This window comes from Kushneria marisflavi (genome assembly GCF_002157205.1).
In the GTDB taxonomy this organism is placed as follows: domain Bacteria; phylum Pseudomonadota; class Gammaproteobacteria; order Pseudomonadales; family Halomonadaceae; genus Kushneria; species Kushneria marisflavi.
The window spans coordinates 1,320,274-1,345,618 of the sequence record NZ_CP021358.1 but is presented as its reverse complement, the minus strand read 5'-3'; the positions used below and the strand labels follow the sequence as shown (position 1 = coordinate 1,345,618).

Annotated in this window: 21 protein-coding genes; 12 read left to right on the top strand and 9 right to left on the bottom strand. The window is 61.3% G+C overall.

What is annotated here, in order from left to right; translation table 11 throughout:
• From B9H00_RS06235 to B9H00_RS06210, 6 genes are all read right to left on the bottom strand, one after another.
• Positions 1-1,626 (bottom strand): ArnT family glycosyltransferase, encoded by a 1,626-nt coding sequence (locus B9H00_RS06235; RefSeq protein ID WP_086899926.1) that lies wholly within the window; start codon positions 1,624-1,626, stop codon positions 1-3.
• The gene (locus B9H00_RS06230) at positions 1,623-3,395 is read right to left on the bottom strand and encodes an ArnT family glycosyltransferase (protein WP_086899925.1); all 1,773 of its coding nucleotides are present in this window, start codon (positions 3,393-3,395) and stop codon (positions 1,623-1,625) included. The genes B9H00_RS06235 and B9H00_RS06230 overlap by 4 nt, the downstream gene beginning before the upstream one ends.
• Complete coding sequence (locus B9H00_RS06225; protein ID WP_086899924.1) at positions 3,392-3,709, bottom strand: lipid-A-disaccharide synthase N-terminal domain-containing protein; 318 nt, start codon at positions 3,707-3,709, stop codon at positions 3,392-3,394. The genes B9H00_RS06230 and B9H00_RS06225 overlap by 4 nt, the downstream gene beginning before the upstream one ends.
• 4 nt (positions 3,710-3,713) lie before the next feature.
• The gene (locus B9H00_RS06220; protein WP_086899923.1) at positions 3,714-4,481 is read right to left on the bottom strand and encodes a glycosyltransferase family 2 protein; all 768 of its coding nucleotides are present in this window, start codon (positions 4,479-4,481) and stop codon (positions 3,714-3,716) included.
• A 271-nt stretch (positions 4,482-4,752) separates the two neighbouring features.
• Positions 4,753-5,697 (bottom strand): homoserine kinase, encoded by a 945-nt coding sequence (locus B9H00_RS06215; RefSeq protein ID WP_086899922.1) that lies wholly within the window; start codon positions 5,695-5,697, stop codon positions 4,753-4,755.
• 225 nt (positions 5,698-5,922) lie between these two features.
• Entirely contained in the window at positions 5,923-6,210 is a 288-nt protein-coding gene (locus B9H00_RS06210) for a DUF2782 domain-containing protein (protein ID WP_086621686.1), read from the bottom strand.
• Between the two features lie 163 nt (positions 6,211-6,373).
• Between B9H00_RS06210 and polA the strand changes: the two genes are divergently transcribed.
• Positions 6,374-9,154, top strand: coding sequence for a DNA polymerase I (gene polA / locus B9H00_RS06205; protein ID WP_086899921.1), 2,781 nt, complete (start codon positions 6,374-6,376; stop codon positions 9,152-9,154).
• 69 nt (positions 9,155-9,223) lie between these two features.
• Here polA and B9H00_RS17145 read toward each other — a convergent pair whose 3' ends face one another.
• Positions 9,224-11,203 carry a methyl-accepting chemotaxis protein gene (locus B9H00_RS17145; RefSeq protein ID WP_169713426.1) on the bottom strand — a complete coding sequence of 660 codons (1,980 nt, stop codon included), beginning with the start codon at positions 11,201-11,203 and terminating at the stop codon, positions 9,224-9,226.
• Between the two features lie 101 nt (positions 11,204-11,304).
• Here B9H00_RS17145 and B9H00_RS06195 point away from each other — a divergent pair, with 101 nt between their 5' ends.
• Entirely contained in the window at positions 11,305-11,682 is a 378-nt protein-coding gene (locus B9H00_RS06195; RefSeq protein ID WP_086899919.1) for an META domain-containing protein, read from the top strand.
• A 17-nt stretch (positions 11,683-11,699) separates the two neighbouring features.
• Here B9H00_RS06195 and B9H00_RS06190 read toward each other — a convergent pair whose 3' ends face one another.
• Entirely contained in the window at positions 11,700-12,548 is an 849-nt protein-coding gene (locus B9H00_RS06190; RefSeq protein WP_086899918.1) for a Crp/Fnr family transcriptional regulator, read from the bottom strand.
• 307 nt (positions 12,549-12,855) lie between these two features.
• Between B9H00_RS06190 and gndA the strand changes: the two genes are divergently transcribed.
• Both gndA and oxlT read left to right on the top strand, forming a co-directional pair.
• Positions 12,856-14,268: an NADP-dependent phosphogluconate dehydrogenase gene (gndA, locus tag B9H00_RS06185; RefSeq protein ID WP_086899917.1), complete on the top strand. Its 1,413-nt coding sequence runs from the start codon at positions 12,856-12,858 to the stop codon at positions 14,266-14,268.
• 168 nt (positions 14,269-14,436) lie between these two features.
• Positions 14,437-15,720: an oxalate/formate MFS antiporter gene (oxlT, locus tag B9H00_RS06180; protein WP_086899916.1), complete on the top strand. Its 1,284-nt coding sequence runs from the start codon at positions 14,437-14,439 to the stop codon at positions 15,718-15,720.
• Here oxlT and B9H00_RS06175 read toward each other — a convergent pair.
• The gene (locus B9H00_RS06175; protein WP_086899915.1) at positions 15,684-16,601 is read right to left on the bottom strand and encodes a LysR family transcriptional regulator; all 918 of its coding nucleotides are present in this window, start codon (positions 16,599-16,601) and stop codon (positions 15,684-15,686) included. The genes oxlT and B9H00_RS06175 overlap by 37 nt on opposite strands.
• 122 nt (positions 16,602-16,723) lie before the next feature.
• On the opposite strand from B9H00_RS06175, the gene B9H00_RS06170 reads away from it, so the two are divergent.
• The 8 genes from B9H00_RS06170 to B9H00_RS06135 all read left to right on the top strand — a co-directional run bounded on the left by B9H00_RS06170 (position 16,724) and on the right by B9H00_RS06135 (position 25,324).
• On the top strand, positions 16,724-17,944 hold the full coding sequence (locus tag B9H00_RS06170; RefSeq protein ID WP_086899914.1) for a CaiB/BaiF CoA transferase family protein: 1,221 nt from the start codon (positions 16,724-16,726) through the stop codon (positions 17,942-17,944).
• On the top strand, positions 17,945-18,787 hold the full coding sequence (locus B9H00_RS06165; protein WP_236944371.1) for an HpcH/HpaI aldolase/citrate lyase family protein: 843 nt from the start codon (positions 17,945-17,947) through the stop codon (positions 18,785-18,787).
• A 65-nt stretch (positions 18,788-18,852) separates the two neighbouring features.
• Positions 18,853-20,010 (top strand): hypothetical protein, encoded by a 1,158-nt coding sequence (locus B9H00_RS06160; RefSeq protein WP_086899913.1) that lies wholly within the window; start codon positions 18,853-18,855, stop codon positions 20,008-20,010.
• Between the two features lie 146 nt (positions 20,011-20,156).
• On the top strand, positions 20,157-21,116 hold the full coding sequence (locus B9H00_RS06155) for a TRAP transporter substrate-binding protein (RefSeq protein WP_086901733.1): 960 nt from the start codon (positions 20,157-20,159) through the stop codon (positions 21,114-21,116).
• A 27-nt stretch (positions 21,117-21,143) separates the two neighbouring features.
• Positions 21,144-21,794, top strand: coding sequence for a TRAP transporter small permease (locus tag B9H00_RS06150; protein WP_086899912.1), 651 nt, complete (start codon positions 21,144-21,146; stop codon positions 21,792-21,794).
• Positions 21,791-23,071: a TRAP transporter large permease gene (locus tag B9H00_RS06145; protein WP_086899911.1), complete on the top strand. Its 1,281-nt coding sequence runs from the start codon at positions 21,791-21,793 to the stop codon at positions 23,069-23,071. The genes B9H00_RS06150 and B9H00_RS06145 overlap by 4 nt, the downstream gene beginning before the upstream one ends.
• Before the next feature lie 165 nt (positions 23,072-23,236).
• Positions 23,237-24,739, top strand: coding sequence for a fumarate hydratase (locus tag B9H00_RS06140; RefSeq protein WP_086899910.1), 1,503 nt, complete (start codon positions 23,237-23,239; stop codon positions 24,737-24,739).
• Positions 24,740-24,907: 168 nt separating this feature from the next.
• The gene (locus B9H00_RS06135; RefSeq protein ID WP_086899909.1) at positions 24,908-25,324 is read left to right on the top strand and encodes a hypothetical protein; all 417 of its coding nucleotides are present in this window, start codon (positions 24,908-24,910) and stop codon (positions 25,322-25,324) included.
• Positions 25,325-25,345: the final 21 nt, after the last annotated feature.

The window sequence follows — 25,345 nt, the reverse complement described above, 5'->3', positions numbered from 1 at the left end:
TCATAGGGGCTCCGGACAGAGAAAGAAGGGCGTTGCGATCTGCAGTGCCGATACCGGCATGACCCTCAGCATGCGGGAACGCCACGGAAAGTCCTGTGCCAGCGCCGGTACATAAAGCGAGGGCAGTTGCCGACTGTCGCCTATTACCCAGCCATCGGGATGATCCTGTCGCCAGTGACACAGATCCGCTGGCCGGGAGTCGATGGTCTGCAGCGGCGTGGTCAACCGGCCGGCAAACTGAAAGCTGGCCTGATAGTTCCTGCCGTACCAGGCCACCGGATGGCCCTGGTGCTCGAGCTGAGACAGCAGGGCGCCCGGACGCTGAGTATCCACGCGCGGCCACAGGGGGGCCATCATGATCGTGAGGATCAGTGTCAGGCTCGCTGTGCCAATCATGGCCAGTAACGTTGCAGCCGCTGTCGTTTGAAGGCGTATCACAGCGGCGGCAGCCGCGAGTACCCATAAAAGCCAGACGCCATGGAGCGAAAGCATCGCGGCCAGTTCGGCGTTGCCGACCATTTTCACGATCAAAGCGAGGGCACCGGTGGCGAACAGGGCAATTGCCGGAACTCTCAGCGTGCGGCGCTGCGCCGGGGCAGAGTGTGTCAGAACCTCGGCGATGAGCAGGGCCAGCGGTGGCAGGATGGGCATCAGATAGTGCGCCTGTTTGCCGCTGACCAGGGAAAACAGCACCAGCGGCGCCAGTGCCCAGACCCAGAGCAGCCGGCGGGCTTTGCGCGGCGTGGCAGGGCTGTTCCGACGCCAGAGCTTCAGCGCCGGCAGCCACAGTGACCAGGGCAGCAACAGTACCGGCAGCATGGGGAGATACCACCAGAAGGGGCGGGCATGATCGGCCACCTGCTCCAGCCGATCAACGCTCTGATGCCACAGGAGATTGCTGGCATAGGCATCGCCACCGATCCACGCCGAGCTCAGGGCCCAGCCAAGCAGTATCAGCAGGGCCGCGACAGTGGCCAGCCAGAACATGAGCGGACGACGCTCATCTGCCGGGCGCTCGCTCCACAATGGCAGGGTCACAAGAATCGGCAGCCAGCTCAGCATCACCGCCGGTCCCTTGGCGAGCAGCGCCAGCCCCAGCCACAGGGTGACGCCAATGGCGCGCCGACGCAGCACGCCAGTGCCGGTCAGGGCGGCCACGGCGCCCAGCAAACAGGTGGTCAGAAGAATATCGAACATCAGGGTGGCGCTATAGAGCCACCACATCAGCATCGACATCAATACCAGCAGGGCCATCCGCGCCGTACGGGCTTCATAACCAAGGTTCAGAGCGATTCGTCGCAGCTGAAAAAGCCCCAGCAGAGACGCCAATGGCATGATCAGGCGTGGCCACCAGTCGTTGACGCCAAACACGCCCCAGCCAAGATTGATCAGCCAGAACAGCAGCGGTGGCTTGTCGGCGTAGGGGGCGCCGTTCATGTGCGCCACCCACCACTGACCGCTTTGCCACATCTCCCAGGCCACCGAGATATAGCGCGTCTCATCGATGGGCATGATCGGGCGCAGCTGGAAGCTCAGTACGCCGGCCAGCCAGACCAGCAGGAGTGCCCCCCACGGCAGGCCTGGATGATCGATCAGCCGATCAGGTCGCTGGCCTCTCCCGCTCATGGCGTCGTGGCTTCTCCGGGCGAGGCACTGTCCTGATGCCAGGTGGTCGGGGCCTGATAGAGCGGTGCGGCATGCTCATCACCGGGGCACTGTGCCACGCTGTCAGCGCGCAGAAGCTGCCACTCCGCGTCGCCGCGCTCCTCCACAGGCGTCAGGGTGCTGCGGTCAACGCAGGCCTTGTTCTTGAGCTCATCGTTTTGCACCAGCGCCCAGCGCGTCTCGGGAGCTTCTTCAAGCCAGGCGGTCATGCGTACAAACTGATCATCCGCCGGTGTGCCATCGCCGAACTGCACGATGGGCTGCTGCGCCTGCAGTACGTTTTCTTCATCAAAATCGATCAGTGCCAGAGGCTGGTGGTGGGTGGTCATGGCGACCTCGGCCATCAGTGCACTTCGCGAGCGATGGTCATCCATGACCCCATAACCCCAGCTGGCCCAGAGGATCCAGAACATCGCAAGCCACAGCCCGAGTCCTGCCAGGCCGCGCCGGGGCGGAAGCCGCCAGGCGATCAGGGCGGTCAGTACTCCAACGCTCAGCCACCATCCCCATGGGTTGATGATGAAGTCATCGCCAAGGGTCGTGCTGTCGAGCAGGCCGACGGCCAGGAGCAGGCCGACAATACCGATCACGCCACCCAGCGCTACGGCCAGTCCCCAGGCGAGCCGATTGATGCCGGGGCGTCGAATCAGACCCGGAAGCGCCGGCGCCAGCGCCAGCACGAACATCGACATGCCCGGCGTCATGTAGACGCCACGCTTGCCGGGGCTCATGGAGAAAAACAGTACCATCAATATGACCCAGGACAGCGGCAGCCAGAGGCGGGCATCGCCGCGCCGCAAACGGCGCCACCAGTGAGGCGCGACCCAGGGCAGGGCCAGCACGCCGGGCAGCCAGGCCCAGGGCAGCACCTCGAGCAGGTAATAATAAAAGGGCTTTAGATGGTGCCAGGCATCGGCGTAGCGCTCACCGGTCTGACGAAAGAGAATATTATCGCGATAGGCCGCCAGCGCCGGATCACCGCTGAAACTGGTGTAGAGCACCATGGGGATAACCCAGCAGGCGATGGCGGCCAGCACAAGCCCAATACCGATCAGCAGTTGACGCAGGGTCAGCGGGACAATGCGGTGAACGCTGCCGGTATGGCGGCGCTGATACCAGAACAGTCCGAACCATGCGGGCAGCAGCAGCAGGGGCAGAAAGCCGACGCCCTTGGTAATCACCCCAAGTCCCATGGACACGCAGCCCAGGTACCACCAGCGCGGCGCTGGACCCAGCAGGGCATGGCGCAGTGCACCGTAAAGCCCCAGCGTGATGAAGCCCGTGACCAGCATGTCGATCTGGGCCGTGCGGGCCTGCAGGGTGAACTGCGCGGTCAGCATGAGCGTGAGGCCGGCCAGCCACGCAATGCGGGGGCCATAGAGACGGCGGGTCAGATCAGTGGTCAGGCCAAGGGTCGTCAGCGCGCCCAGCAGGGATGGCAGCATGAAGGCCACCTTGACGCTGCCGGTGACCAGAATGCCCAGCGCGATCATCCACATGAAGATGGGCGGCTTGTCCGGATAAAGCTCGCCGGCCCGATGAGGAATCAACCATTGATGGGTCGTGATCATCTCCTGGGCGATCAGGGCAAAGCGTGGCTCATCGGCCGGCCATGGCCAGCGCCAGCCAATCCCGAGTCCCAGAAAAACCAGTGCGATGACCAGCAGTGACAGCACTGGTGCATTGATCAAACCTCGCTGTAGCCCTCGGCCAACGCGTGTCTTCGTCATGCCTTTTCTACCTCTGAAGCCGTGGTGTCAGCAGGCGCCGCCTGTCGAGCCTGGCGCTTTTCCTTTTGAATCAGCATCAGGTTGCGTACATAGATGAAAAGACCAGAGCCCTGGCCGATGATAAAGACCGGGTCACATCGGTAGATGGCGTACATCAGCAGGATCAGGCCGCCCCCGATACTGAGATACCAGAAAAGATGCGGCACGATACTGCGCCTGGCCCGTTCGCTGGCAAGCCATTGCACGATAAAGCGTGCCGAAAACAGGGCCTGACCGAGCAGGCCGATCGTGATCCAGAGGGCTGCACTATCCATGGGGTCAGGGCTCCTGACGAGCGTGGAGATCCTTGTCGACGTCTTTCCTGGAACGCAGATCAAGAGGTGCCGGTAATCTGGAACGATGTGCCAGCCACATGACCCCACCCAAATCCAGCAGCCCGGCCATCAGTCGGTCCAGGGTGCCGTAGTTGGAACTTCCGGCCTGGCGGGCGCGGTGATTGACCGGCCAGGAGAGGGTCGTACCGCCCTGAGCGCGGATCAGTGCCGGCAGGAAACGGTGCATGTGGTTGAAGTAGGGCAACCGCAGAAAGGCCTCGCGCTCAAAGATCTTGATGCCACAGCCGGTATCAGGGGTGTCGTCCTTCAAAAGGCGCGATCGCACGGCGTTGGCGATACGCGAGGAGAGGCGCTTGATCTCGCTGTCGTTGCGCTTGTGGCGATAGCCCGCCAGCAGCGTGATGTCTCCCTTTTGAGCACGTTCGAACATGGCAGGCAGGTCGGCCGGATCATTCTGGCCATCCCCGTCCAGCGTGGCCAGCCATGCGCCGCGAGCCTGCCATGCGGCCTGCCAGATGGAGGTGCTTTGTCCGGCACTGTGCTGATGGTGATAGACCCGAAGGCGCTCATCGCGAGCGGCATATTCTGTCAGGACCTGCAGACTGTGATCGCTTGAGCCATCATTGATGACAAGCATTTCGAATTCGATGCCGGCACCATCAAGCGCAGCGCAGACCTCATCAAGCAAATGAGGCAGGTTGTCGGCTTCATTGCGCGCCGGAATCAGGACAGACAGGGATAGATCGGTCATATGAAGGCTGGGCCAGTCTGGGTCATTTAAAGTCAAGAAATTATACGGCAGTAATTTTCAAGTTAAATTAAGCAACTATTAGTCCTGCCATCATGATGCAAGTTCAGCCATCAGCGCACAAACGTTATTGACAGCGCGGCTGGAGGCGATATCGGCGAGGATACCAAAGAAAACTCGGCCTATGAGTTCAATAGGTAAAAAGTATTAAGTGCGGGGGTGCTGAAAGGTTTTGCCAGGCGCCCCTGCGTTTGACCGGGGCGCCATGGCATGATCAGGGCAGTGGCGCGGGCGGATGATCAATGCGTGCCTTCAGGATCTGGCGATACTGGGCCGGATCCTTGGGCGTCAGGGCGTGCGCGGGTGGGTCGACATAGACCACCAGAAGTCGTGACAACCAGTAGCGCAGCGCTGTCAGCTCCAGCATCGTGGGCCAGACCCGGCGCTCCTCGTCGGTGAAGGCGCGTTCACGGGCGTAGGCCTCAATGATGGCGTCATAGCGTTCGGGCATCAGTGCGCCGTTATCGTCACTGCACCAGTCATTGATGACAATGGCCAGATCAAAGAGCAGATCCCCGGTGCAGCCGTTATAAAAGTCGATCACTCCGGAGAGGCGATCGCCCTCATAGAGGGTGTTGTCACGAAACAGATCGCCATGAAGTGCCCCCTGGGGAAGCACTACCTGTCTTAGACGACTGTCCAGTGTATCGATGCGATCCCGGATCAGGGACTGATCGTCGGGGCTCAGATAGCCCATGACCCTTGAGTGCACGGCATGTACCCAGCGAAGGTCGCGCGGGTTGGGTCGGCTGCCCTGAAATCCCTGCGAGATGCGATGCATCTGACCCAGTACCCGGCCGATGGCCGCGCACTGGACAACCCCGGGCTGTTCCGGATGGCGCCCGGCAAGGCGTGGAAACAAAAGGGCAGGACGGTCGGCCAGCCGCTGAAGGGCCACGCCGGTACGATCAAACAGCGGTCCCGGTACCGGCAGCTGATGCTGGTCAAACCAGGCCAGCAGGTCGACAAAAAAGGGCAGCTCCTCCTGTTCGCCCTGCTCGAACAGGGTCAGCACCAGCACTTCCCGGTCGGTGGTGACAAAAAAGGTGCTGTTTTCCGTACCACCGGCCACACCCTCGAGTGCCAGTAGATTGCCGACATCGTAGCGTTCTAGAAAATGTGCGACCTGCTCATCGCTTAAGGGGGTAAAAACCGCCATGTTGCTCCTGGCGCACTGCGGAGGCGCTCATCGTGCTGGGTAACCAATACCGCGACCAGTGCCGGTCGACGGCCGTGACGTGTTCGGGCGCGGCATGCCGGAACGCACCGCACCCCGGCGTGGCCTGACATCGCGCCGCGCGGAGTCTATCACCGAAAGGGCATATTCTGCCCACCGTATGTCCCATGGCAGTACTGACGCTCTCGGTGCCAATACCATTGAAAGCTATTGCGACTGTTTTTGAGTCCAGGATGGTGGCCTGATCTCGGTATCCGCGGGCTGACGGCGAAAATTGCCGTCGCCATCGGCGTCTACAAGCACCGTGCGCTGATCGCCTTCAATGATTTCGATGGCGTAGAGCCTTCCCTCGAGGCGGTATTCATGCACGAGGCGATCACCTTGCTGCTGGGTGGTGACCTGACCCTGGGAGGCGGCCAGTGCCACAGGGCTGAGGGTAGCCAGCGCCAGCAGTGCTGACGCTGCCAGGACAGGCAGAATCCGTCCAATGGTCATGATGAGCTCCGAAGGCTGCGTCTTGAATGTTGCGTAGTGTAAAGCGCCTGTCGATAAATAGCAGCCGCCGTGATGGCTCGGGTGGACGGGTGCTTTCGCCACTGACGCCAGCGCCAGGCTTGCGTATCATGGCACCATATTCGAGTCGTTAGCTGGAGCTTCCATGGCCGCTGCCCCGATCGTCCTTGTGGACGGTTCTGCCTACCTGTACCGCGCCTTTCATGCCCTGCCGCCCCTGTCGACCTCGACCGGTGAGCCGACCGGCGCCGTTCGTGGCGTCGTCTCCATGCTCAAGAGCCTGATCCGTCAGTATCCCGAAAGCCCCATGGCGGTGGTGTTTGATGCCAAGGGCAAGACCTTTCGCGATGAGCTCTATGAGCAGTACAAGGCCCATCGTCCGCCCATGCCCGATGAGCTGCGTGCTCAGGTCGGGCCGCTGCACGAGTGTGTTCGGGCGCTCGGCCTGCCGCTTCTATGCATCGAGGGCGTCGAGGCCGATGACGTGATCGGCACGCTGGCGCGCATGGCCACCGAAGCCGGGCGCGATGCGATTATCTCGACCGGCGACAAGGACATGGCGCAGCTGGTCAACGAGCACATCACCATGGTCAATACCATGAAAAACGAGACGCTCGATGTGGCCGGCGTCGAAGAGAAGTTCGGCATTCCGCCGCATCTGATCATCGACTATCTGGCCCTGATGGGGGATAGCGTCGATAACATTCCGGGGGTTCCGGGCGTGGGTCAGAAGACCGCACTGGCGCTTTTGACCGGCATGGATGGGGGGCTTGAGACCATCTATGGCGATCTCGACCGGATCAGGACGCTCTCCTTTCGCGGCGCCAAAACGATGGCCAAAAAGCTCGAGGACAACCGCGAGCAGGCGTTTCTCTCCTACACGCTTGCCACCATTCGCACCGACTGCGAGCTGCCGGTCGGCCTGGACGGTCTTGATATCGCTCACCCCGACCGCGAAGCGCTGCTCTCGCTGTATCAGCGTCTGGAGTTCAAGGGCTGGCTCAACGAACTGCTGGATGGCGGCAGCACCGGTGAGCCGTCTCCCGATGTGCCAGCCGGCGAAGGAGATCTCGATGGCGGCGAATCGGCAGACTCGCCCTCGGCCATGTCGAGCGAGCAGCGTGACTACCGCGCCGTCTTCGAGCAGGAAGCGTTTGATCACTGGATCGAGCGATTGAAGCAGAGCCACACCTTCTGCTTCGATCTGGAAACCACCAGCCTCAACTACATGAACGCCGAGATCGTTGGCATCGGGCTTGGCATCACGCCGGGCGAGGCGGTCTATGTGCCGGTGGCGCACGACTATCTCGACGCCCCCGATCAGCTTGACCGTCACAGCGTGCTGACCGCGCTCAAGCCGCTGCTGGAAGATGCCACGACTGCCAAGATCGGGCAGAACCTCAAATACGATATTGAGGTGCTGGCGCGCTATGACATCGGCGTGGAAGGCGCGCTGATCGACACCATGCTCGAGTCCTACGTGCTCAACTCCACCGCCACGCGTCATGACATGGATTCGCTGGCCCAGGCCTATCTTGGCCATCGCACCATCTCGTTTGAAGAGATTGCCGGCAAGGGCGTCAAGCAGCTGACCTTCAATCAGGTCGCACTCGAGCAGGCGGTGGAATATGCCTGTGAAGACATCGACGTCACCCTGCGTCTGCATGCTCATCTGCGCCCGCGGCTGGAGCAGGAAGGAAGGCTGTCCGAGGTCATCGATACGCTTGAACTGCCGCTGATTCCGGTGCTCACGCGCATGGAGCGTACCGGCGTTGCGGTCGACACGAAGCTGTTGGGCGAGCAGAGCCGGTCGCTGGGCGAGCGCATCACCGAGCTCGAGCGCGAGGCGTTTGAGCTGGCCGGGCGCGAGTTCAACCTCGGTTCGCCCAAACAGCTCGGTGAAATTCTGTTCGAGGAGCAGAAAATCCCGGTCATCAAGAAAACGCCCAAGGGCGCACCGTCGACCGCAGAGGCCGTGCTTGAGGAGCTGGCGCTGGACTATCCGCTGCCGAAAGTCATCATGGAGCATCGCGGGTTGTCCAAGCTCAAGTCGACCTACACCGATAAGCTGCCGCAGCTGATCAACGCCACTACCGGGCGCATTCATACCAGCTATCACCAGGCGGTGACCGCTACCGGACGACTCTCGTCCAGCGATCCCAACCTGCAGAACATTCCGATTCGAAGCGACATCGGCCGGCGCATCCGCACCGCCTTTGTCGCCACGCCCGGCTATCAGCTGGTGGCGGCGGACTATTCACAGATCGAGCTGCGCATCATGGCACACCTCTCGGGCGATGAGAGCCTGCTCACGGCCTTCGCCGAGGATCGTGATATTCATACCGCGACCGCCGCCGAAGTCTTTGGCACCTCGCTTGAGAAGGTCACCAGCGATCAACGCCGCAGCGCCAAGGCGATCAACTTCGGGTTGATCTACGGCATGAGCGCCTGGGGGCTGGCGCGCCAGCTGCGGGTCGAGCAGCGTGATGCCAAAACCTGGATCGAGCGCTACTTCGACCGCTATCCGGGTGTGGCACGCTATATGGAGCGCATTCGCGCCGAGGCGGCAGAAAACGGTTTTGTGGAAACCGTCTTTGGTCGGCGTCTCTATGTGCCCGAGATCAACTCGCGCAATCATGCCCGTCGACAGGGGGCCGAGCGTACCGCCATCAATGCGCCGATGCAGGGTACCGCTGCGGATATCATCAAGCGCGCCATGATTGACGTGGATGCCTGGCTTCGTGAGGGCGAGTTCGACGCCAAAATGGTCATGCAGGTGCATGACGAATTGATCTTCGAGGTGCGTCGCGAACAGGTCGAGGCGTTCAAGGCCGAGGTCGTTAGCCGTATGCAGGGCGCAGGTCAGCTCGATGTGGCGCTGATTGTCGAGGCCGGCCACGGCGATAACTGGGAAGAGGCGCACTAGGGTTCAAGGCTGGGTGCCCTTCATGAAAAAGCCGGCCCTGGGGCCGGCTTTTTTGTCGAAAACGCAGGTCTACATGGCCCAGGCCGTGTGTCCCGGCAGGGCATGAGCGGCGGTCGCGTCACTGTCAGAAGAAGAGGCGCCCTCGGTGTTCTGAAAGCCTGCCATCAACTGTTCGAGCGACCGGGCCTGTTCTTCCAGTGCCGAGGCCGCACTGGCAACTTCTTCGACCAGGGCTGCGTTTTGCTGGGTCACCCCATCCATGTCGGCCACGGCATGGTTGACATCATTGATGCCGGCCGCCTGCTCTCGGGAGGCCAGCGCGATTTCGTTGACCAGCCCGGTAACGCGTTCCACGGCTGCCACCACATCCTTCATGACATCGCCCGCTTCGTGGGCATGGCGGGTTCCTTCATCAATGCGCGTCATGGAGGTCTTGATCAGCACGCCGATCTCGCTGGCGGCGGTGGCGCTTCGGGAGGCAAGATTGCGTACCTCGCCGGCCACCACTGCAAAGCCGCGTCCCTGCTCACCGGCACGGGCGGCTTCGACGGCAGCGTTCAGCGCCAGAAGATTGGTCTGAAAGGCGATGCCGTCGATCATGCTGACGATATCGGCCATTTTTCGCGACCCTTCGCTGATCTCCTCCATTGACGTGATGACACGGGTCACGCGAGTACCACCCTGTTCGGCCACGCTTGAAGCCTCACCGGCCAGTCGGCTGGCTTCGCCGGCGCTGTCGGCGTTATGGCCGACCGTAGAAGAGAGTTCTTCCATGGCCGAGGCGGTCTCCTCAAGGGCTGCCGCCTGGGATTCGGTGCGCCGCGACAGATCCATATTGCCTACCGAAATTTCACGGGAGCGGCTGCCAATGGTCTCGGATACCATGCTGACGTCATCGAAAAGCTGGTTGAGCCGGGCCGCGTAGCGATTGACGGCGCTTCGCAGGGCACCGATTTCGTCGGGGCGGGCAATGCTGAGCGCATCGCGCTGCGCGCCGCCTTCCCCCATCCGTTCGATCTGTCGGGTGGTTTCACTGATCTGGGCAAGCAACATGCGACTGCCCAGCCAGGCCAGACCCAGCAGCAGTGCGACGACCGGCAGGATAAAGAGCAGCAGGTCCCGAATCAGGGAGCTGGCCAGATGCGTGACGGTCCGCATGGGCGTCACAAGCCCGATGGTCCAGCCGGTGCCTGCCATGGTGAACTGCTTGACCATGGCCTGATCCTGCAGGGTCGGGTCTTCAAGGCGTACCTCGCCGTCCTTTTGAGCGACTGTGGTCAGCGGGGCAAGCCAGGGCAGACGTGATGCCAGCTGTGACAGGCTCTGCAGGCCGTTTTTGAAATCGGTGCCCGGGAAGTACATGACGTTGCCTTCCTTGTCGAGCACGTAGGCATAGCCACCGGTGGCGTTGCCATGCGTCGTCATGAAGTCGGCAAGGCCTGCAAGGCTGACATCGGTGGTCGCCACGCCCGCAAATTGACCATTTCGCTGATAGGGGATGCTGCAGGTCACCATTGGGGCCTGAGTCACCGGGTCAAGATAGGCCGCCGACCAGACGCACTGGCCACCCGGGGCACCCACGGCGGCGCGATACCAGGGTTCGCTCTGGTAGGGGCTGCTGTCAGGCGCGTTATACTCCTCGGTATAGGCCAGCGCGCCATTCTGACCGCGGCCCCAGAAAAAGCTTCGTTTCTCGACGCCCGGGGTAAAGGCGCCCGGCTCCGGCCACAGTCCGCCACCGGCGATGGCGCGGTTGCCGTTGGCATCGATGATGCCAGGCAGGGTGGCGACATAGAGCGCGGGATCGGCTGGCAGGGTCGTGGCCATACTGGCCACGCTGGACGTCAGACTTTCAATGCGTCCCATCTGCGCCTGCAGACCATTAACCATGGACTGTCCGCTCTGGCTGACCAGTGTGTCACTCGCCTCGATCAGGCGGGGCTTTCCTCTGAGCGTCATGACGCCGTAGATGGAAAGGCCGATCAGTGTCGTGAGCAGTATCCCGCCCAGGGTAATCTTTCCTGCGATGGTGCGCGGCAGCAGTGGCATTGTGTTGCTCTCTTTTGTTTGCCTGTCAGCTACTATCGGCACATCTGGGCGTACCATTGAGGGACACTCTTCACATTCACCAGTATCACAGGGGCTGACACATGAATTATTTCCATGCCGCGCTTTCCGTAACGGGGTTGGTGCTGGCGACCGGCCTGGCCGGCTGTGCCACACAAGAAACACAGACTTCCCAACAGGATGAGGCGCTGGCGCAGGCAACGCTGAGCTTTGACGGCTATCGCGTCAGTGGCAGCGGTGGCTGCAATCGGATCTTTGGCCCGGCGCAGGTCGAAAACGGTCGGCTGATCGTTGGAACGCTGGCGTCCACCCGCATGGCCTGTCCGGAAGGGGGCGCCGAGGATCAGGCCCTGATCGATTTTCTGGAAAGCCGGCCCCGCCTGATTCAGGGCGACAACAGCGAGTGGCGTCTGGAGGGGGAGTCGCGGCAGATGTCGATTGAGCGGGTGCTCATGCAGTAGGGCGCCGCCCGGGACGGCTAGCCCATCGGGGCCTCACTATCGTTGGGGGCGACTTCAAGCATGTGGGTCAGATCGAGCTGAATGTAGGTTTCATCGAACTGGGCTTCACGATAAAGACGCTCATAGTCGAGGATCTCCAGCGTACTGCGCTGCTTTTTCACCATCCCTTCGCGGGTCAGTTCGCCGAGCATCCGACTGACGTGCACGCTCGTCAGCCCCAGCAGGCTTGCCATCAGCTTCTGATTCATTGGGAAGTCGAAGCGAAGACCCATGTCGGGATGCGTGTGCTTCAGGCGCAGATACATTTCGATGATGAAGTGGGCAATCTTCATGCGGGCGCTGCAGTGCATGAGATTGGTCACGCGTTCGGTCATCAGCGCCTGATCCCGCGAGGCGGTCGCGAAAAAGGCGGCTGACAGTGCGCGTGACTGCTGGCAGGCTTCCAGAATATAACGATAGGGGAAGGCACAGACGGTGCCATCGGTCATCATGCGCACGTCGGTCAGATGGCGGCCAAAGGTGAAATCGCGCAGTCCGATGATATCGCTTGGCGTGAAAATTTCGACCACCTTCATCTCGCCCATCAGGGAGATCTTGTAGGCGTAGGCCCAGCCCTCCTGCAGCGTGTAGAGCGTCTGCGTCGGCTCGCGGAAATGCCACAGGCTTTCGTGGCGCCGCACCACTCGGGCATCCTTTTCGAAATGCGCCAGTAATGCCTTTTCCTGCTCGCTGAGTGAAATCAGATTGCTGAAGTTTTCAACGATACAGCCATGACTCATCGTCATCTCCTGCTGTGTCGGTTCCTTGTGCCAGAGGCGCTCTGGTTGAAGGCCCACCATCAGACCGGTCGTCCCGGCGATTGCCATGAGCCTCTTTCACCATTAGCGTGTATTTATTAGCTTTTTTCATGGTGAAGCGCACAATGAGCATGGCTCATGTGGCCTGTGTTCTCCACCTCTGACACGGTAATGACGACAAAATGATCACCCGTGCGTAGTTTGCGCAGGGACAATCGCTGTGCGCTCTGCCAGACTGGTCTGTCACCGCGTTGACGTGGCACATTTTTCAAGCGACAGCATGCTGTCGATCCCGTATGGGACATCAGGGCGTGTTGCCGGACCGCAGCGTCAGCAACGCGTCGTAGTTCAATGACTGCTGGAGTAGTGAAAGGCAATGACCAGACAACAGATTGGTGTCATGGGAATGGCAGTAATGGGGCGCAACCTGGCGCTCAACATCGAAAGCCGCGGCTATACGGTGTCGATCTATAACCGTTCCTCTGAGAAAACCGACGAAGTACTGGCTGAAAACCCCGACAGCAAGCTGGTCCCGTTCTATGAGATCGAGACGTTTGTGGCCTCTCTTGAAAAGCCGCGTCGTATTCTGTTGATGGTGGCCGCCGGTGAAGCCACCGACAGGACTATCGAATCCCTGAAGCCTTATCTCGACAAGGGCGATATTCTGATCGATGGGGGCAATACCTACTATCCGGATACCATCCGCCGTAACCGCGAGCTCTCCGAGGCCGGCCTGAATTTCATCGGCACCGGCGTTTCCGGTGGCGAAGAGGGCGCCCTCAAGGGCCCCTCGATCATGCCCAGCGGTCAGCGTGAAGCCTACGACATGGTGGCGCCGATTCTTGAAAAGATCGCCGCGCGTGCCGAAGACGGCGAGCCCTGCGTCAACTACGTGGGTCCCGACGGTGCCGGTCACTACGTCAAGATGGTGCACAACGGCATCGAATACGGCGACATGCAGCTCATCAGTGAGGCCTACGCCATCCTCAAGGAAGGGCTGGGGCTGTCCAACGACGAGCTGGCCGATGTCTTCACTGAATGGAACGAAGGCGAGCTCGACAGCTACCTGATCGACATCACCGCGCGCATCTTCAGAAAGCGCGATGAAAACGGCGAGTATGTGGTCGACACGATCCTCGACTCCGCCGGCCAGAAGGGCACCGGCAAGTGGACCAGCAAGAGTGCGCTGGACCTGGGCGTGCCGCTGCCGCTGATCACCGAGTCCGTCTTTGCCCGCTTTATCTCTTCTCTCAAGGAAGAGCGCGTGGCGGCATCAAAAGTGCTCAAGGGCCCGGCCCAAAAGCCGTTTGAAGGCGACCGTGCCGAGTTCATCGAGAAGGTGCGTCAGGCGCTTTATTTCAGCAAGATCGCCTCCTACGCCCAAGGGTTTGCCCAGATGCGCTCGGCAAGCGATCACTACAACTGGAATCTCGACTACGGTCAGGTGGCCAAGCTCTTCCGCGCCGGCTGCATCATCCGTGCCCGCTTCCTGCAGAAGATCACCGATGCCTACCAGGAGACCCCGGCACTGTCGAACCTGCTGATGGCGCCGTACTTCTCCGACATTGCCGACCGTTATCAGCAGTCGCTGCGTGACGTGATCAGCCATGCGGTGCAAAACGGCATTCCGGTCCCGACCTTCTCATCAGCTGTGGCCTACTACGACAGCTACCGCGCCGAGAAGCTGCCGGCCAACCTGGTACAGGCTCAGCGTGACTTTTTTGGTGCCCACACCTACAAGCGTCTTGATCGCGATGGTGTCTTCCATACCGAGTGGCTCGAAAAGTAAGCGCTGCTGCCTCTGGATGCACCAAAACCCCGCGCTAGTCGCGGGGTTTTTCATGTCAGGCCCAGGCAGAATGTCGTCAATGCCGGTGTCATGCGGCCGACGGTAAGTGGCATGCTTATTGCTATCTGAAGATAACGATTGATCGACTTGTCTTCAGGGAGCCATGCCATGAGCAGTTCTAGCGTTGCAACTTCGACCGTGGCCTCGCGAGCCCTTTCCGTGCGCTGGTATCAGCTGGTCGCCGCGGTGGTGTGCATGATGGCCATCTCGAGCCCGCAGTATGTCTGGACCCTGTTTACCGGGCCTCTGACCGAGCGTCTGGGCGTGCCGCTGTCTCAGCTCCAGATCACCTTTTCGCTTTTGATCGTACTGCAGACCTTCTTTGCGCCGCTGCAGGGCTTTCTGGTGGATCGCTTCGGTGTGCGTCGGCTGGTGGCCGTCGGCGCCCTGGCGACCGGGGCCAGCTGGGTGCTGGCGGCGCAGACCACCACGCTTGCCGGGCTGTATCTCGCCTACGGTGTGCTGGGCGGCCTGGGCACGGGGATCGTCTACATCGGTACGGTAGGGCTGATGGTGCGCTGGTTTCCGGATCGGCGCGGGCTGGCTGTCGGTGGGGTGGCAGCCGGCTATGGTTTTGGCGCCATGCTGACCACGCTGCCGATCAGTACCCGCCTTGACAGTGCCGGGCTTGAATCCACGCTGACCCTGTTTGGCATTGGTATTGCAATTGTCGGCATGAGTGCGGCGATGTGCTTGAAAATGCCGCCGGCCGAGATGGCAGAGCGGCGCCCTGCGACAAGGATTCAGAGCGTTACGGCGCCGCAAACCCGCCCGGCGCAGATGCTTAAAAATCCGATCTTCTGGCTGATGTTTGCAATGTTCACGATGATGTCGACCTCAGGGCTCATGGTGATTTCACAGATGTCGAGTTTTGCCGCCGATTTTGGTGTGGCCGGCGTGACCATCATGGGCATGGCCGCCGTGCCGTTGGCGCTGACGCTTGATCGTGTCTGCAATGGCGTGACTCGCCCGCTGTTTGGCTGGATTTCCGATCGCTGGGGGCGTGAGAACACTATGGCGCTGGCCTTCATTCTGGAAGGGTTCGCCATGATGATCTGGCTGGCGACCAGCAGTAACCCGGTGCTGTTTGTACTGCTTTCGGGCATTGTCTTTCTGGGCTGGGGCGAGATCTTCTCGCTGTTTCCGGCCACGCTGACGGATACCTTCGGCACCCGGCATGCCACCACCAATTACGGGTTTCTCTACATGGCTCAGGGCATCGGCTCGATCATCGGCGGGCCGGCCGCGGCGCTTTTATATGAAACCAGCGGCAGCTGGCTGCCGGTCTTTTCGGTCGTGATCGGCTTTGATATCGCCACCGGTCTGCTGGCCCTGATGCTGCTCAAGCCCCTGCGTCAGCGCTGGCTGTCCACCACTTCCTCCGTACGCTGACCGTAATGCCTTAGCGCCTCGAGCAGTGCCAGTCCACCGCCGGGCAGGGCGGTGGCATCCCGCACCAGAACGCTGCGTTCACGCACCGCCCAGGGTGCGTCGATATGAATCATGGCCAGCGTCATGAGCAGGCAGTGACGACGCGCCGCACTCTCCGGAATGATGCCGATCCCGACACCGGCAGCCACCAGCCGGCAGATCGCCTCGAAACTCGAGACCTGAACACGCAGTTTCAGTGTCGCGCCAATGTCCTGAAACCGGTGTGTTAAAAACTGCATCAGACTGCTGCTGTCATGCAGCCCCACATGATAGTGATCGACCATATCGCCGAGCGTAATGTTCTGGCGTTCGGCCAGCACATGGCCGGGTGAGGTAATCAGCACCAGACGGTCGGTGCTGAAGTGATAGCGCTCAAGCGGGCCTGCCGCCAGCGGCCCGGCCACAATGCCCATGTCGGCACTGCCCTGGGTCACGCCACGTACTATGTCATGATTGAGCCGCTCGCGAAGATCGATGGTCAGGCGCGGGCGTTCGGCCAGGAAAGTGCTCAGTACGGCCGGCATCAGCTCGGTGACGGCGGTGGTGTTGGCCAGAATGCGCAGATGGCCTTCCGGCGCCTGTGACTCCGACATGTCTTCGATGAGGTAATCCATCTGGTGCAGGACGCGCCGGGCGTGAATGAGCAGGCGCTGACCGGCAAGGGTCAGCTCCATGCCTCGGTTGCTGCGATAAAAAAGCTGCTGGCCCAGTCGCGCCTCGAGTTGCTGAATGCGAGCGCTGGCGGCAGCCGTCGAGATATGGGCGCGACGTGCCCCCCGGGTGAGGCTGGGGGCTTCGGCAATATGGACAAAAAGGCGCAGGTCGGTCAGATCGGGAGACATGAGTATTTACCCTGGGAAGCCGAGTGTTCGGTCGAGCCTAACGCGGGGTCATGAAAAGACCAATTCTGACGTGTCCTGAAACCGGGCATGCTGGGCACAAACGCATGATAAAAAGGCCCGTTATGACGTCCCATGCTCCTGCATCATTACGATCTGTCAGCGATATTCGCCCACTGGATGGGGTGCGCGTTATCAGCCTGGAACATGCCATCGCAGCGCCCTTTTGCTCGCGCCAGCTGGCAGATCTGGGCGCGGAAGTGATCAAGATCGAACGCCCCGGTACGGGAGATTTCGCCCGCCACTATGACAGCCGCGCGCGCGGGCTGGCCTCTCACTTTGTCTGGACCAATCGCGGCAAGCAGAGCCTGACGCTGGATGTTAAAACCAGTGAAGGCCATGAGGTGCTGCTGGCACTGTTGGGTGACGCTGATGTGCTGATCCAGAACCTGAGCCCCGGTGCCAGCGCACGACTTGGCCTCTCCTTTGAAGCGCTTCATGAGCAGTTTCCTCGTCTGATCGTCTGCGATATTTCGGGCTACGGCAATGATGGCCCCTACGCCAATAAAAAGGCCTATGACCTGCTGATTCAGAGCGAGTCGGGCCTGGTGTCCCAGACCGGAACAAGGGACACCCCGGTCAAGGCCGGGGTGTCGATCTCCGACATCGCGGCCGGCATGTATGCCTACAGCAACATTCTCGCCGCGCTGTTGAAGCGTGCGCGCAGCGGCGAGGGCAGTCATATCGATGTGTCGATGCTCGAGGCCACCGTGGAGTGGATGGGCTATCCGCTCTATTACGCCCTGGATGGTGCCGAGCCCCCGCCGCGTGCCGGCGCATCGCACTCGACGATCTATCCCTATGGGCCTTTTGCGGCCGGAGGTGGACAGTCCGTGATGCTGGGGCTGCAAAACGAGCGTGAGTGGGGGCTCTTTTGCGAGCAGGTGCTCAAACAGCCTGACCTGATCGATGATCCGCGTTTTGCCACCAATGCCGAGCGCAGCCGGGCGAGGCAGGCGCTGGACGCCGTCATTGATGAGGTCTTCTCGACCCTGTCGGCGGAGGAAGTGGTGGCGCGTCTCGATCAGGCCGGGATTGCCAATGCACATGTCAACGAGATGGCCGATGTCTGGGCACATCCGCAGCTGGCAGCGCGAGGCCGCTGGTGCGAGGTAGACTCTCCCGTTGGGCCACTGCAGGCTCTTTTGCCACCAGGGCAGGGACCTGCTTCCAACACGGTCATGGGCGCGATTCCGGCACTGGGCGAACATACTCGAGAGATTCTGGTCTCACTGGGTCATGACGACGCAACCATCGCCGCCTGGCGAGAAAAGGGAGTGGTGTAAATGACAGCATTCGACGAGGCGGTGAGTCTCATGCGCCAGGCGCGTTCAGCGCTTTTTGTCCCGGCGACCCGGCCTGATCGCATCGCGAAGGCGCGTGACAGCGAGGCGGATCTGGTGATCGTCGACCTCGAAGACGCCGTGGCGCTGGAGGACAAGGCGCTGGCCCGGGACACATTGGAGCAGACTCTGGAGGAGGTACCACAGGCGCGGCTCTGTGTGCGCATCAATGCGCCCGGCAGCGAACATTTCGATGCTGATCTGGATCTGTGTGCCCGCCTGACAGGCGTCTCGATGATCATGGTGTCCAAGGCGGAATCGGCCATGGCGCTCAGGCAGGTCGCTGCGCTGGATCGCCCTCTATGGCCGCTGATCGAAAGCGCCTCCGGCCTTGACTGGATCGCCGAGCTGGCTGCGGTGGAGGGCGTTGAGCGACTGAGTTTCGGCGCGCTGGATCTGGCACTGGATCTGGACCTTGAAAGCGATACCCCGGGCGCCGAGGCGATCCTGGATCAGGCGCGCTATCAGCTGGTGTTGCAATCGCGGTTGGCGGGCCTGGCGCCGCCAATGGCAGGTGTATCGCCGGTACTTGATGATGATGAGGCCCTTCATGATACGGCGCGATATGCGCGCCAGATGGGCTTTGGCGGCATGCTCTGCATCCATCCGCGCCAGCTGGCGCCGGTGCATCGGGCCTTTACCCCGAGCCCCGAACAGCTTGGGTGGGCGCAGAAGGTGCTAGCCGGTGCGCAGACTCACGGCGGCGCCTTTCGTGTGGAAGGGCAGATGGTGGATGCGCCGGTGATCGAGCGGGCTCGACGGCTGCTGACCCGCGCCGGGCATTAGCGTGTCTCCGGCGTGAAAATGCCATACTGTGGACGTCATGTTATCCACACCCGGTAAAGCCTTCGATGACCCGATTTCTTGTGCTGGGGCTGACGGCCGCACTGGTCGCCGGAGTGCTTTCGGCTGCCGCGACGGCCACCCCGTTTGAATCCCGCTTTCTGCGCGCCTCGGCCTCCGATGTGCTGCCTGACACGGTGGCCCATTCACTGACTCGCGAATCCGAGGCGCTTAACACCCTGTTTCTGGCCTGGGCGGATGGTCAGTCGCTGGTCTTCAATGGCGCGCTGGCGCTGTCGCGCCACGGCGATACCGCCCGTCAGGTCCTCACCGAATATGGCTTTGATCCCGGCTTTCAGCAGGTGCTGTCGCGTTTTGGCCCGGACGTCGTGTTGCCGGTGGCCTGGTTTCATGACAACGCCATGCCGAGCCTGAGTGCGCGCCACTGGGCGGCGCAGCGCTACCGCGATGCCCGTGGCGCCATTACCGACTGGTGGCACGAGGAGGGCGAGGTCGGTCGCACCCGGGATAGTGGTGTCGAAGGCGGCGCTGGCGATGATTCAAAAGCGGATGACGCGCGCGGGCTCACGCCGCATCAGCGCGGGCTCTATGCCGTCTCTTTCCTGCAGGAGGGCGGCTACGGCTTTCTCGATCAGTTCGTGGTGGATGAGCATGGCGGCGTGCACTGGTTGCAGGGTGAGCGGCTGGTCGCCGGCGTGAGCGATTTCTTCACTGGCGGTCTGCGCGATCTGGAGCGCGCCGTGCAGGGACCGGCTTCCGTCGGGCCTGCTGATATTGCCTGGGCCGGCGTCGATGTCGTCATGATGGCCGGTGTCATCAAGGGGCTGCGTGCAGGTCGGGCCGTGCGCGCCGGGGCGCTGGAGAGTCGAACGGCCGCGGGGGCCGGTGGCGAACTTCGAAGCAGCCGGGCACTGCTCCCGACGGGGCTTCGTTTCACCCGGCTGTCACGGTCGGCAAAACTGGCGGCTGTCGGTGCCACGGCCTGGGTGGTCGTGCGCCATCCGGATCTGATCAATGGGCTTGGAGTCACTCTGGCACAGTGGCTGGGCTGGCCGGTGAAACTGGGTCAGTTTGTGCTGTGGTTTGTGATTGCGCTGCCGTTTTTATGGCTTGGCCGACAGCTCTGGCGCTGGTTGATCCGACCGCTGCTCTGGTTGGCGATGACTTCCGGGCGTGTTTTCGAACGCAAGGTAACTAAAGTCTAATACGCTTTTCTCCCCAAACGGCCGTATATGCACTCACGACGGCGCTTTCCTCCCTTTCTGGTGGCGCCCCTATAGCCCTTTGTGGAGAACTGCCCATGTTTCCTGTCTCGCTCGGTCGTTCACTGAGTCTTTTCGGCGCGGCCTGCATGCTGACGTTTGGCAGTCATGCCATGGCAGCCGATGATCCCATCGTAATCAAGTTCTCCCATGTGGTGGCTGACAGCACGCCCAAGGGGCAGGGCGCACTGATGTTCCAGAAACTGGTCAAGGAGCGTCTGGGCGACAAGGTCAAGGTCGAGGTTTACCCGAACTCGTCGCTGTATGGCGATGGCAAGGAGATGGAAGCCCTGCTGCTGGGTGATGTACAAATGCTGGCGCCGTCGCTGGCCAAATTCGACAAGTATAACGAGTCACTGCAGATCTTTGACCTGCCCTTTCTTTTTGACAACCTGGCGGCCGTCGACCGTTTCCAGGCGAGTGAAGATGGCAAGAATCTGCTGGCCTCGATGGAGGACAAGGGCATCATCGGGCTGGGCTACTGGCACAACGGCATGAAACAGCTGTCGGCCAACAAGGCGCTGCGTGATCCGAAGGATGCGCGCGGGCTCAAATTCCGCGTTCAGGCCTCCAACGTGCTTGAAGAGCAGTTCAAGGCATTGCGTGCCGTGCCGCGCAAGATGAGCTTTGCCGAGGTCTATCAGGGCCTTCAGACCGGCGTGGTCAACGGTGCTGAAAACCCCTGGTCCAACATCTGGAGCCAGAAGTTCTACGAAGTGCAGGACTACATTACCGAGTCCAATCACGGCGTGTTGGACTACATGCTGATCACCAATGCGAAATTCTGGAACGGTCTGCCCGACGATGTACGCAGTGAGCTGACCGACATTCTTGATGAAGTGACCACCGAGGTGAACAACCAGGCGCGCGCCATCAATGATCATGACCGCCAGGCGATCATCGATGCCGGCACCAGCGAGATCATCGAGCTGACCCCCGAGCAGCGTGAAGAGTGGCGCAATGCACTGCGTCCGGTATGGAAGCAGTTTGAAGGACAGATCGGTGCCGACCTGATCAAGTCCGCTGAAAATGCCAACAGTGCGGGCTGATAGGGCAATGCCACGGGAGTCATGGCAATGAAGACACTGCTCAATCTCTGGAACCATCTCGAAGAGGGCCTGGTGGCCCTCTTTTTAACGGCCATGACGCTGATCACGTTTGTCTACGTGATGTTCAATAATCTTTATGTGGTGTTCTACGCCGGCGCCGATGCCTTCCCGGCGCTGGAGGGCCCGCTGTTTGCCATTGGCGATGTGCTGCTCGATACCGCCCAGGCGATGACCTGGAGTTCGGCGCTGACACGTGCCTGCTTCGGCTGGCTGATCTTTCTGGGGATCTCCTATGGCATTCGTACCGGTGCCCATATCGGCGTTGATCTGCTGGTGCGGACCTTCAGCGCGCCGCTGCGCCGGGTCTGCTCGATTCTCGTACTGCTGGTTGTGCTGGGATACGCCGTGCTGATGATGGTATCGAGCTATGACTGGGTGGCGGCATTGCATGGTGCCGGGCTTGGCGCCGAGGATCTCGACGAGTTTCACGTCATGCAGTGGCATATCGCGATGATCGTGCCGCTCGGGTTTGCGCTGGTGATTGCCCGCCTTGTAGAGGCCTTTGTGCTGACGATGCGCGGTGAGCAAAACGGTTTGCAGATGGCAGATGAAGCCGCCGATGCGCTCAAGCTGGCGACCGATGTCCATCCCGACGTCTCGAAGGAGTCACGGTCATGACCATCGCCTTTTTGTTTATCGCCCTGTTCGTACTGCTGTTCTTGAGTGTGCCGATCGCGGTGTCGCTGGGGCTTTCCGGTGCGCTGACCATTTTGCTGTTCAGTCAGGATTCGATTCGCTCGCTGGCCATCAAGCTCTTTGAAACTTCCGAGCACTATACGCTGCTGGCGATCCCGTTTTTCCTGCTCTCCGGCGCTTTCATGACCAGCGGCGGCGTGGCACGGCGATTGATCGACTTCGCCAACGCCTGCGTGGGACATTTCCGGGGCGGATTGCCGATCGCCTCGGTCATGGCCTGCGTGCTCTTTGCTGCACTTTCCGGCTCATCGCCGGCCACCGTGGCCGCGGTCGGTTCGGTGGTCATTGCCGGCATGGTGCGCTCGGGCTATACGCAGTCGTTTGCCACCGGCATCGTCTGCAACGCCGGGACGCTGGGCATTCTGATTCCGCCTTCGATCGTGATGGTGGTCTACGGTGCGGCCACCGAAACCTCGGTGGGCAAGCTGTTCATGGCCGGTGTGGTGCCGGGTCTGATGCTGGGCCTTCTGTTGATGATCGCGATCTACATCATCGCGCGCATCAAGAAGATGCCGGCCCTGCCGCGGGTTCCCCTGAGAGAGACGCTGGTGCTGGCGCGCAAGTCCTTCTGGGGACTGTTGCTGATCGTGATCATTCTGGGCGGTATCTATACCGGCATGTTCACACCGACAGAAGCCGCCGCCGTGGCCGCCGTCTATGCGGCGTTTGTGGCGCTGGTCGTCTATCGCGACATCAGCTGGCGTGAATGCCCGAAGGTCATTCTGGAAGCGGCGAAACTGAGCATCGTGCTGATGTTCATCATCGCCAACGCCATGCTTTTTGCCCACGTGCTGACGACCGAGCAGATTCCGCAGGCAATCACGGCCTGGGTGGTGGATCAGCAGTTCTCGCCGATCGCGTTTTTGCTGGTGGTCAACATTATTCTGCTGGTGGCGGGCAGCTTCATGGAGCCATCGGCGATCATTCTGATCCTGGCGCCGATTCTGTTCCCGATTGCCATGCAGCTGGGAATCGATCCGGTTCACCTGGGTATCATCATGGTGGTCAACATGGAGATCGGTATGCTTACGCCACCGACCGGGCTCAACCTGTTCGTGGCCTCGGCCGTGACCGGTCAGCCACTGACGGCCGTCATTCGTGCCTCCAGCCCGTGGCTTTTGCTGCTGATCAGCTTCCTCCTGCTGATCACTTACGTGCCCTTTATCTCGCTGGGGCTGCCCAACCTGCTCGGCATGTAACGTCTCGCGGCGTTCTGCTTCGATTGACCTGCTGCCCCCTGACGACTCGTCGCAGGGGGCAGACAGGCGTATGATGCGCCGGTCACCGAGAGACTCACTTCGACCGGGTAGCGCCTGTCCGACCGGCGCTGCATGAGAATCGAAAGGAACAAGGAAAACCGTGTCATGACCGTGATTCGCCAGAATGACCTGATCGACAGCGTCACCGATGCGCTGCAGTACATCTCCTATTACCACCCCAAGGATTTTATCGATGCCATGCATCAGGCGTATCAGCGTGAGGAAAATCCCGCTGCGCGTGATGCCATCGCCCAGATCCTGATCAATTCGCGCATGTGCGCCACCGGCCATCGTCCCATCTGTCAGGACACCGGCATCGTGACCGTGTTTATCAACGTGGGCATGAACGTGCAGTGGGAGGCGGACATGAGCCTGGATGACATGATCAACGAAGGCGTGCGTCGAGCCTACAACCATCCGGACAACATCCTGCGCGCCTCGATTCTCGAAGATCCGGACGGTGCGCGTCGCAATACGAAGGACAATACGCCGGCCATCATCCACCATCGTCTGGTACCGGGGGATCAGGTCGAGATCCACGTGGCGGCCAAGGGCGGCGGCAGTGAAGCGAAATCGAAGTTCGCCATGCTCAACCCCTCTGACAGCGTGGTGGACTGGGTGCTCGAGCAGGTGCCGAAGATGGGCGCCGGCTGGTGCCCGCCGGGCATGCTGGGCATCGGTATTGGCGGCACCGCCGAGCAGGCGATGAAGATGGCCAAGGAGTCGCTGCTTGATCCGATCGATATTCAGGATCTGCAGGCGCGCGGGTCGTCGAACCGGGCCGAGGAACTGCGGCTGGAGCTGTTTGAGAAGGTCAATCGCCTGGGCATCGGCGCCCAGGGGCTGGGGGGGCTGACCACGGTGCTGGACATCAAGGTCAAGGACTGTCCGACCCATGCGGCCAACAAGCCGGTGGCGATCATTCCCAACTGTGCCGCCACCCGTCACGTGCACTTCCATCTCGATGGCAGCGGCCCGGCGACCCTGCCGGTGCCGGAAATCGACGACTGGCCGGAAATTGCCTGGGAGGCCGGCGAGGGCGTCAAGCGGGTCAATCTGGACACCATCACCCAGGAAGAGGTGGCCACCTGGTCTCCGGGTGACACGCTGCTGCTCTCCGGCAAGCTGTTGACCGGACGTGACGCGGCGCACAAGCGCATGGTCGACATGATCTCGAAGGGCGAGCCGCTGCCGGTCGATCTCAAGGGCCGCTTCATCTATTACGTGGGTCCGGTAGACCCGATGGAAGGTGAGGTCGTGGGTCCGGCTGGTCCTACCACCGCCACGCGCATGGACAAGTTCACTCGCACCATTCTGGAAGAGACCGGTCTTCTGGGCATGGTGGGCAAGTCCGAGCGTGGGCCGAGCGCCATCGAGGCGATCCGCGACAACGGGGCAGCCTACCTGATGGCCGTGGGCGGGGCAGCTTACCTGGTCGCGCAGGCGATCAAGGGATCGAAGGTGCTGGCCTTTGAAGATCTTGGCATGGAGGCGATTTACGAGTTTGACGTCAAGGACATGCCGGTGACGGTGGCCGTGGATACCCGGGGCGACAGCGTGCATACGCTGGGTCCGGTCAAATGGCAGGAAATCATCGCACGTCGTTGAGGTGTTACCGCTGATCGCTTGCGTCGCGCCGCCCTTTTATGGGGCGGCGCTGTCGTCTTCGGACCCTTCATGGCCTCGCCCCTGATCGGGTGGGCTTAACGCGCTCGAGGGACGATGGTCTAATAAGGCTCCCTTATCTTTTATCCTTTCCGTTCAAGCGAGGCAGTCATGGCCGGTCATCACGGCAATAATCAGGAGCCCGGCGCAGCACTGGGGGTCATGGGACGACTCAGTGGTGCCATTGTCGCACCGGTCGCAGTCTATATGCTGCTGTGGCAGGTCGGACTCCGGCTGGTCCACGAATTTGCCGGCACCGCACAGCAGTCGACGAGAATCAGCATCCTGTCCGTGGCCATACCGGCGCTGGGTGTGCTGGCTGCAGTCGTCATTGCCGGTCGCCGTTCCGGCGCTCTGGTCGGTGGCGGGGTCATGATGCTTTTCTTTTTATATCTCTATATCTCCTCGGCGGCGACGCTCGAGTGGGGGCCGCCGCTGCTGACCCTGGTGGGGGTAGGCATTGCCGCAGTGCTGGCCCGTTGGTGCCCAACGATCGGCGATGAGCTTTTTGACGTCTTCAAGCGCTGATCGAGCCCTGGCTGTGCCGCA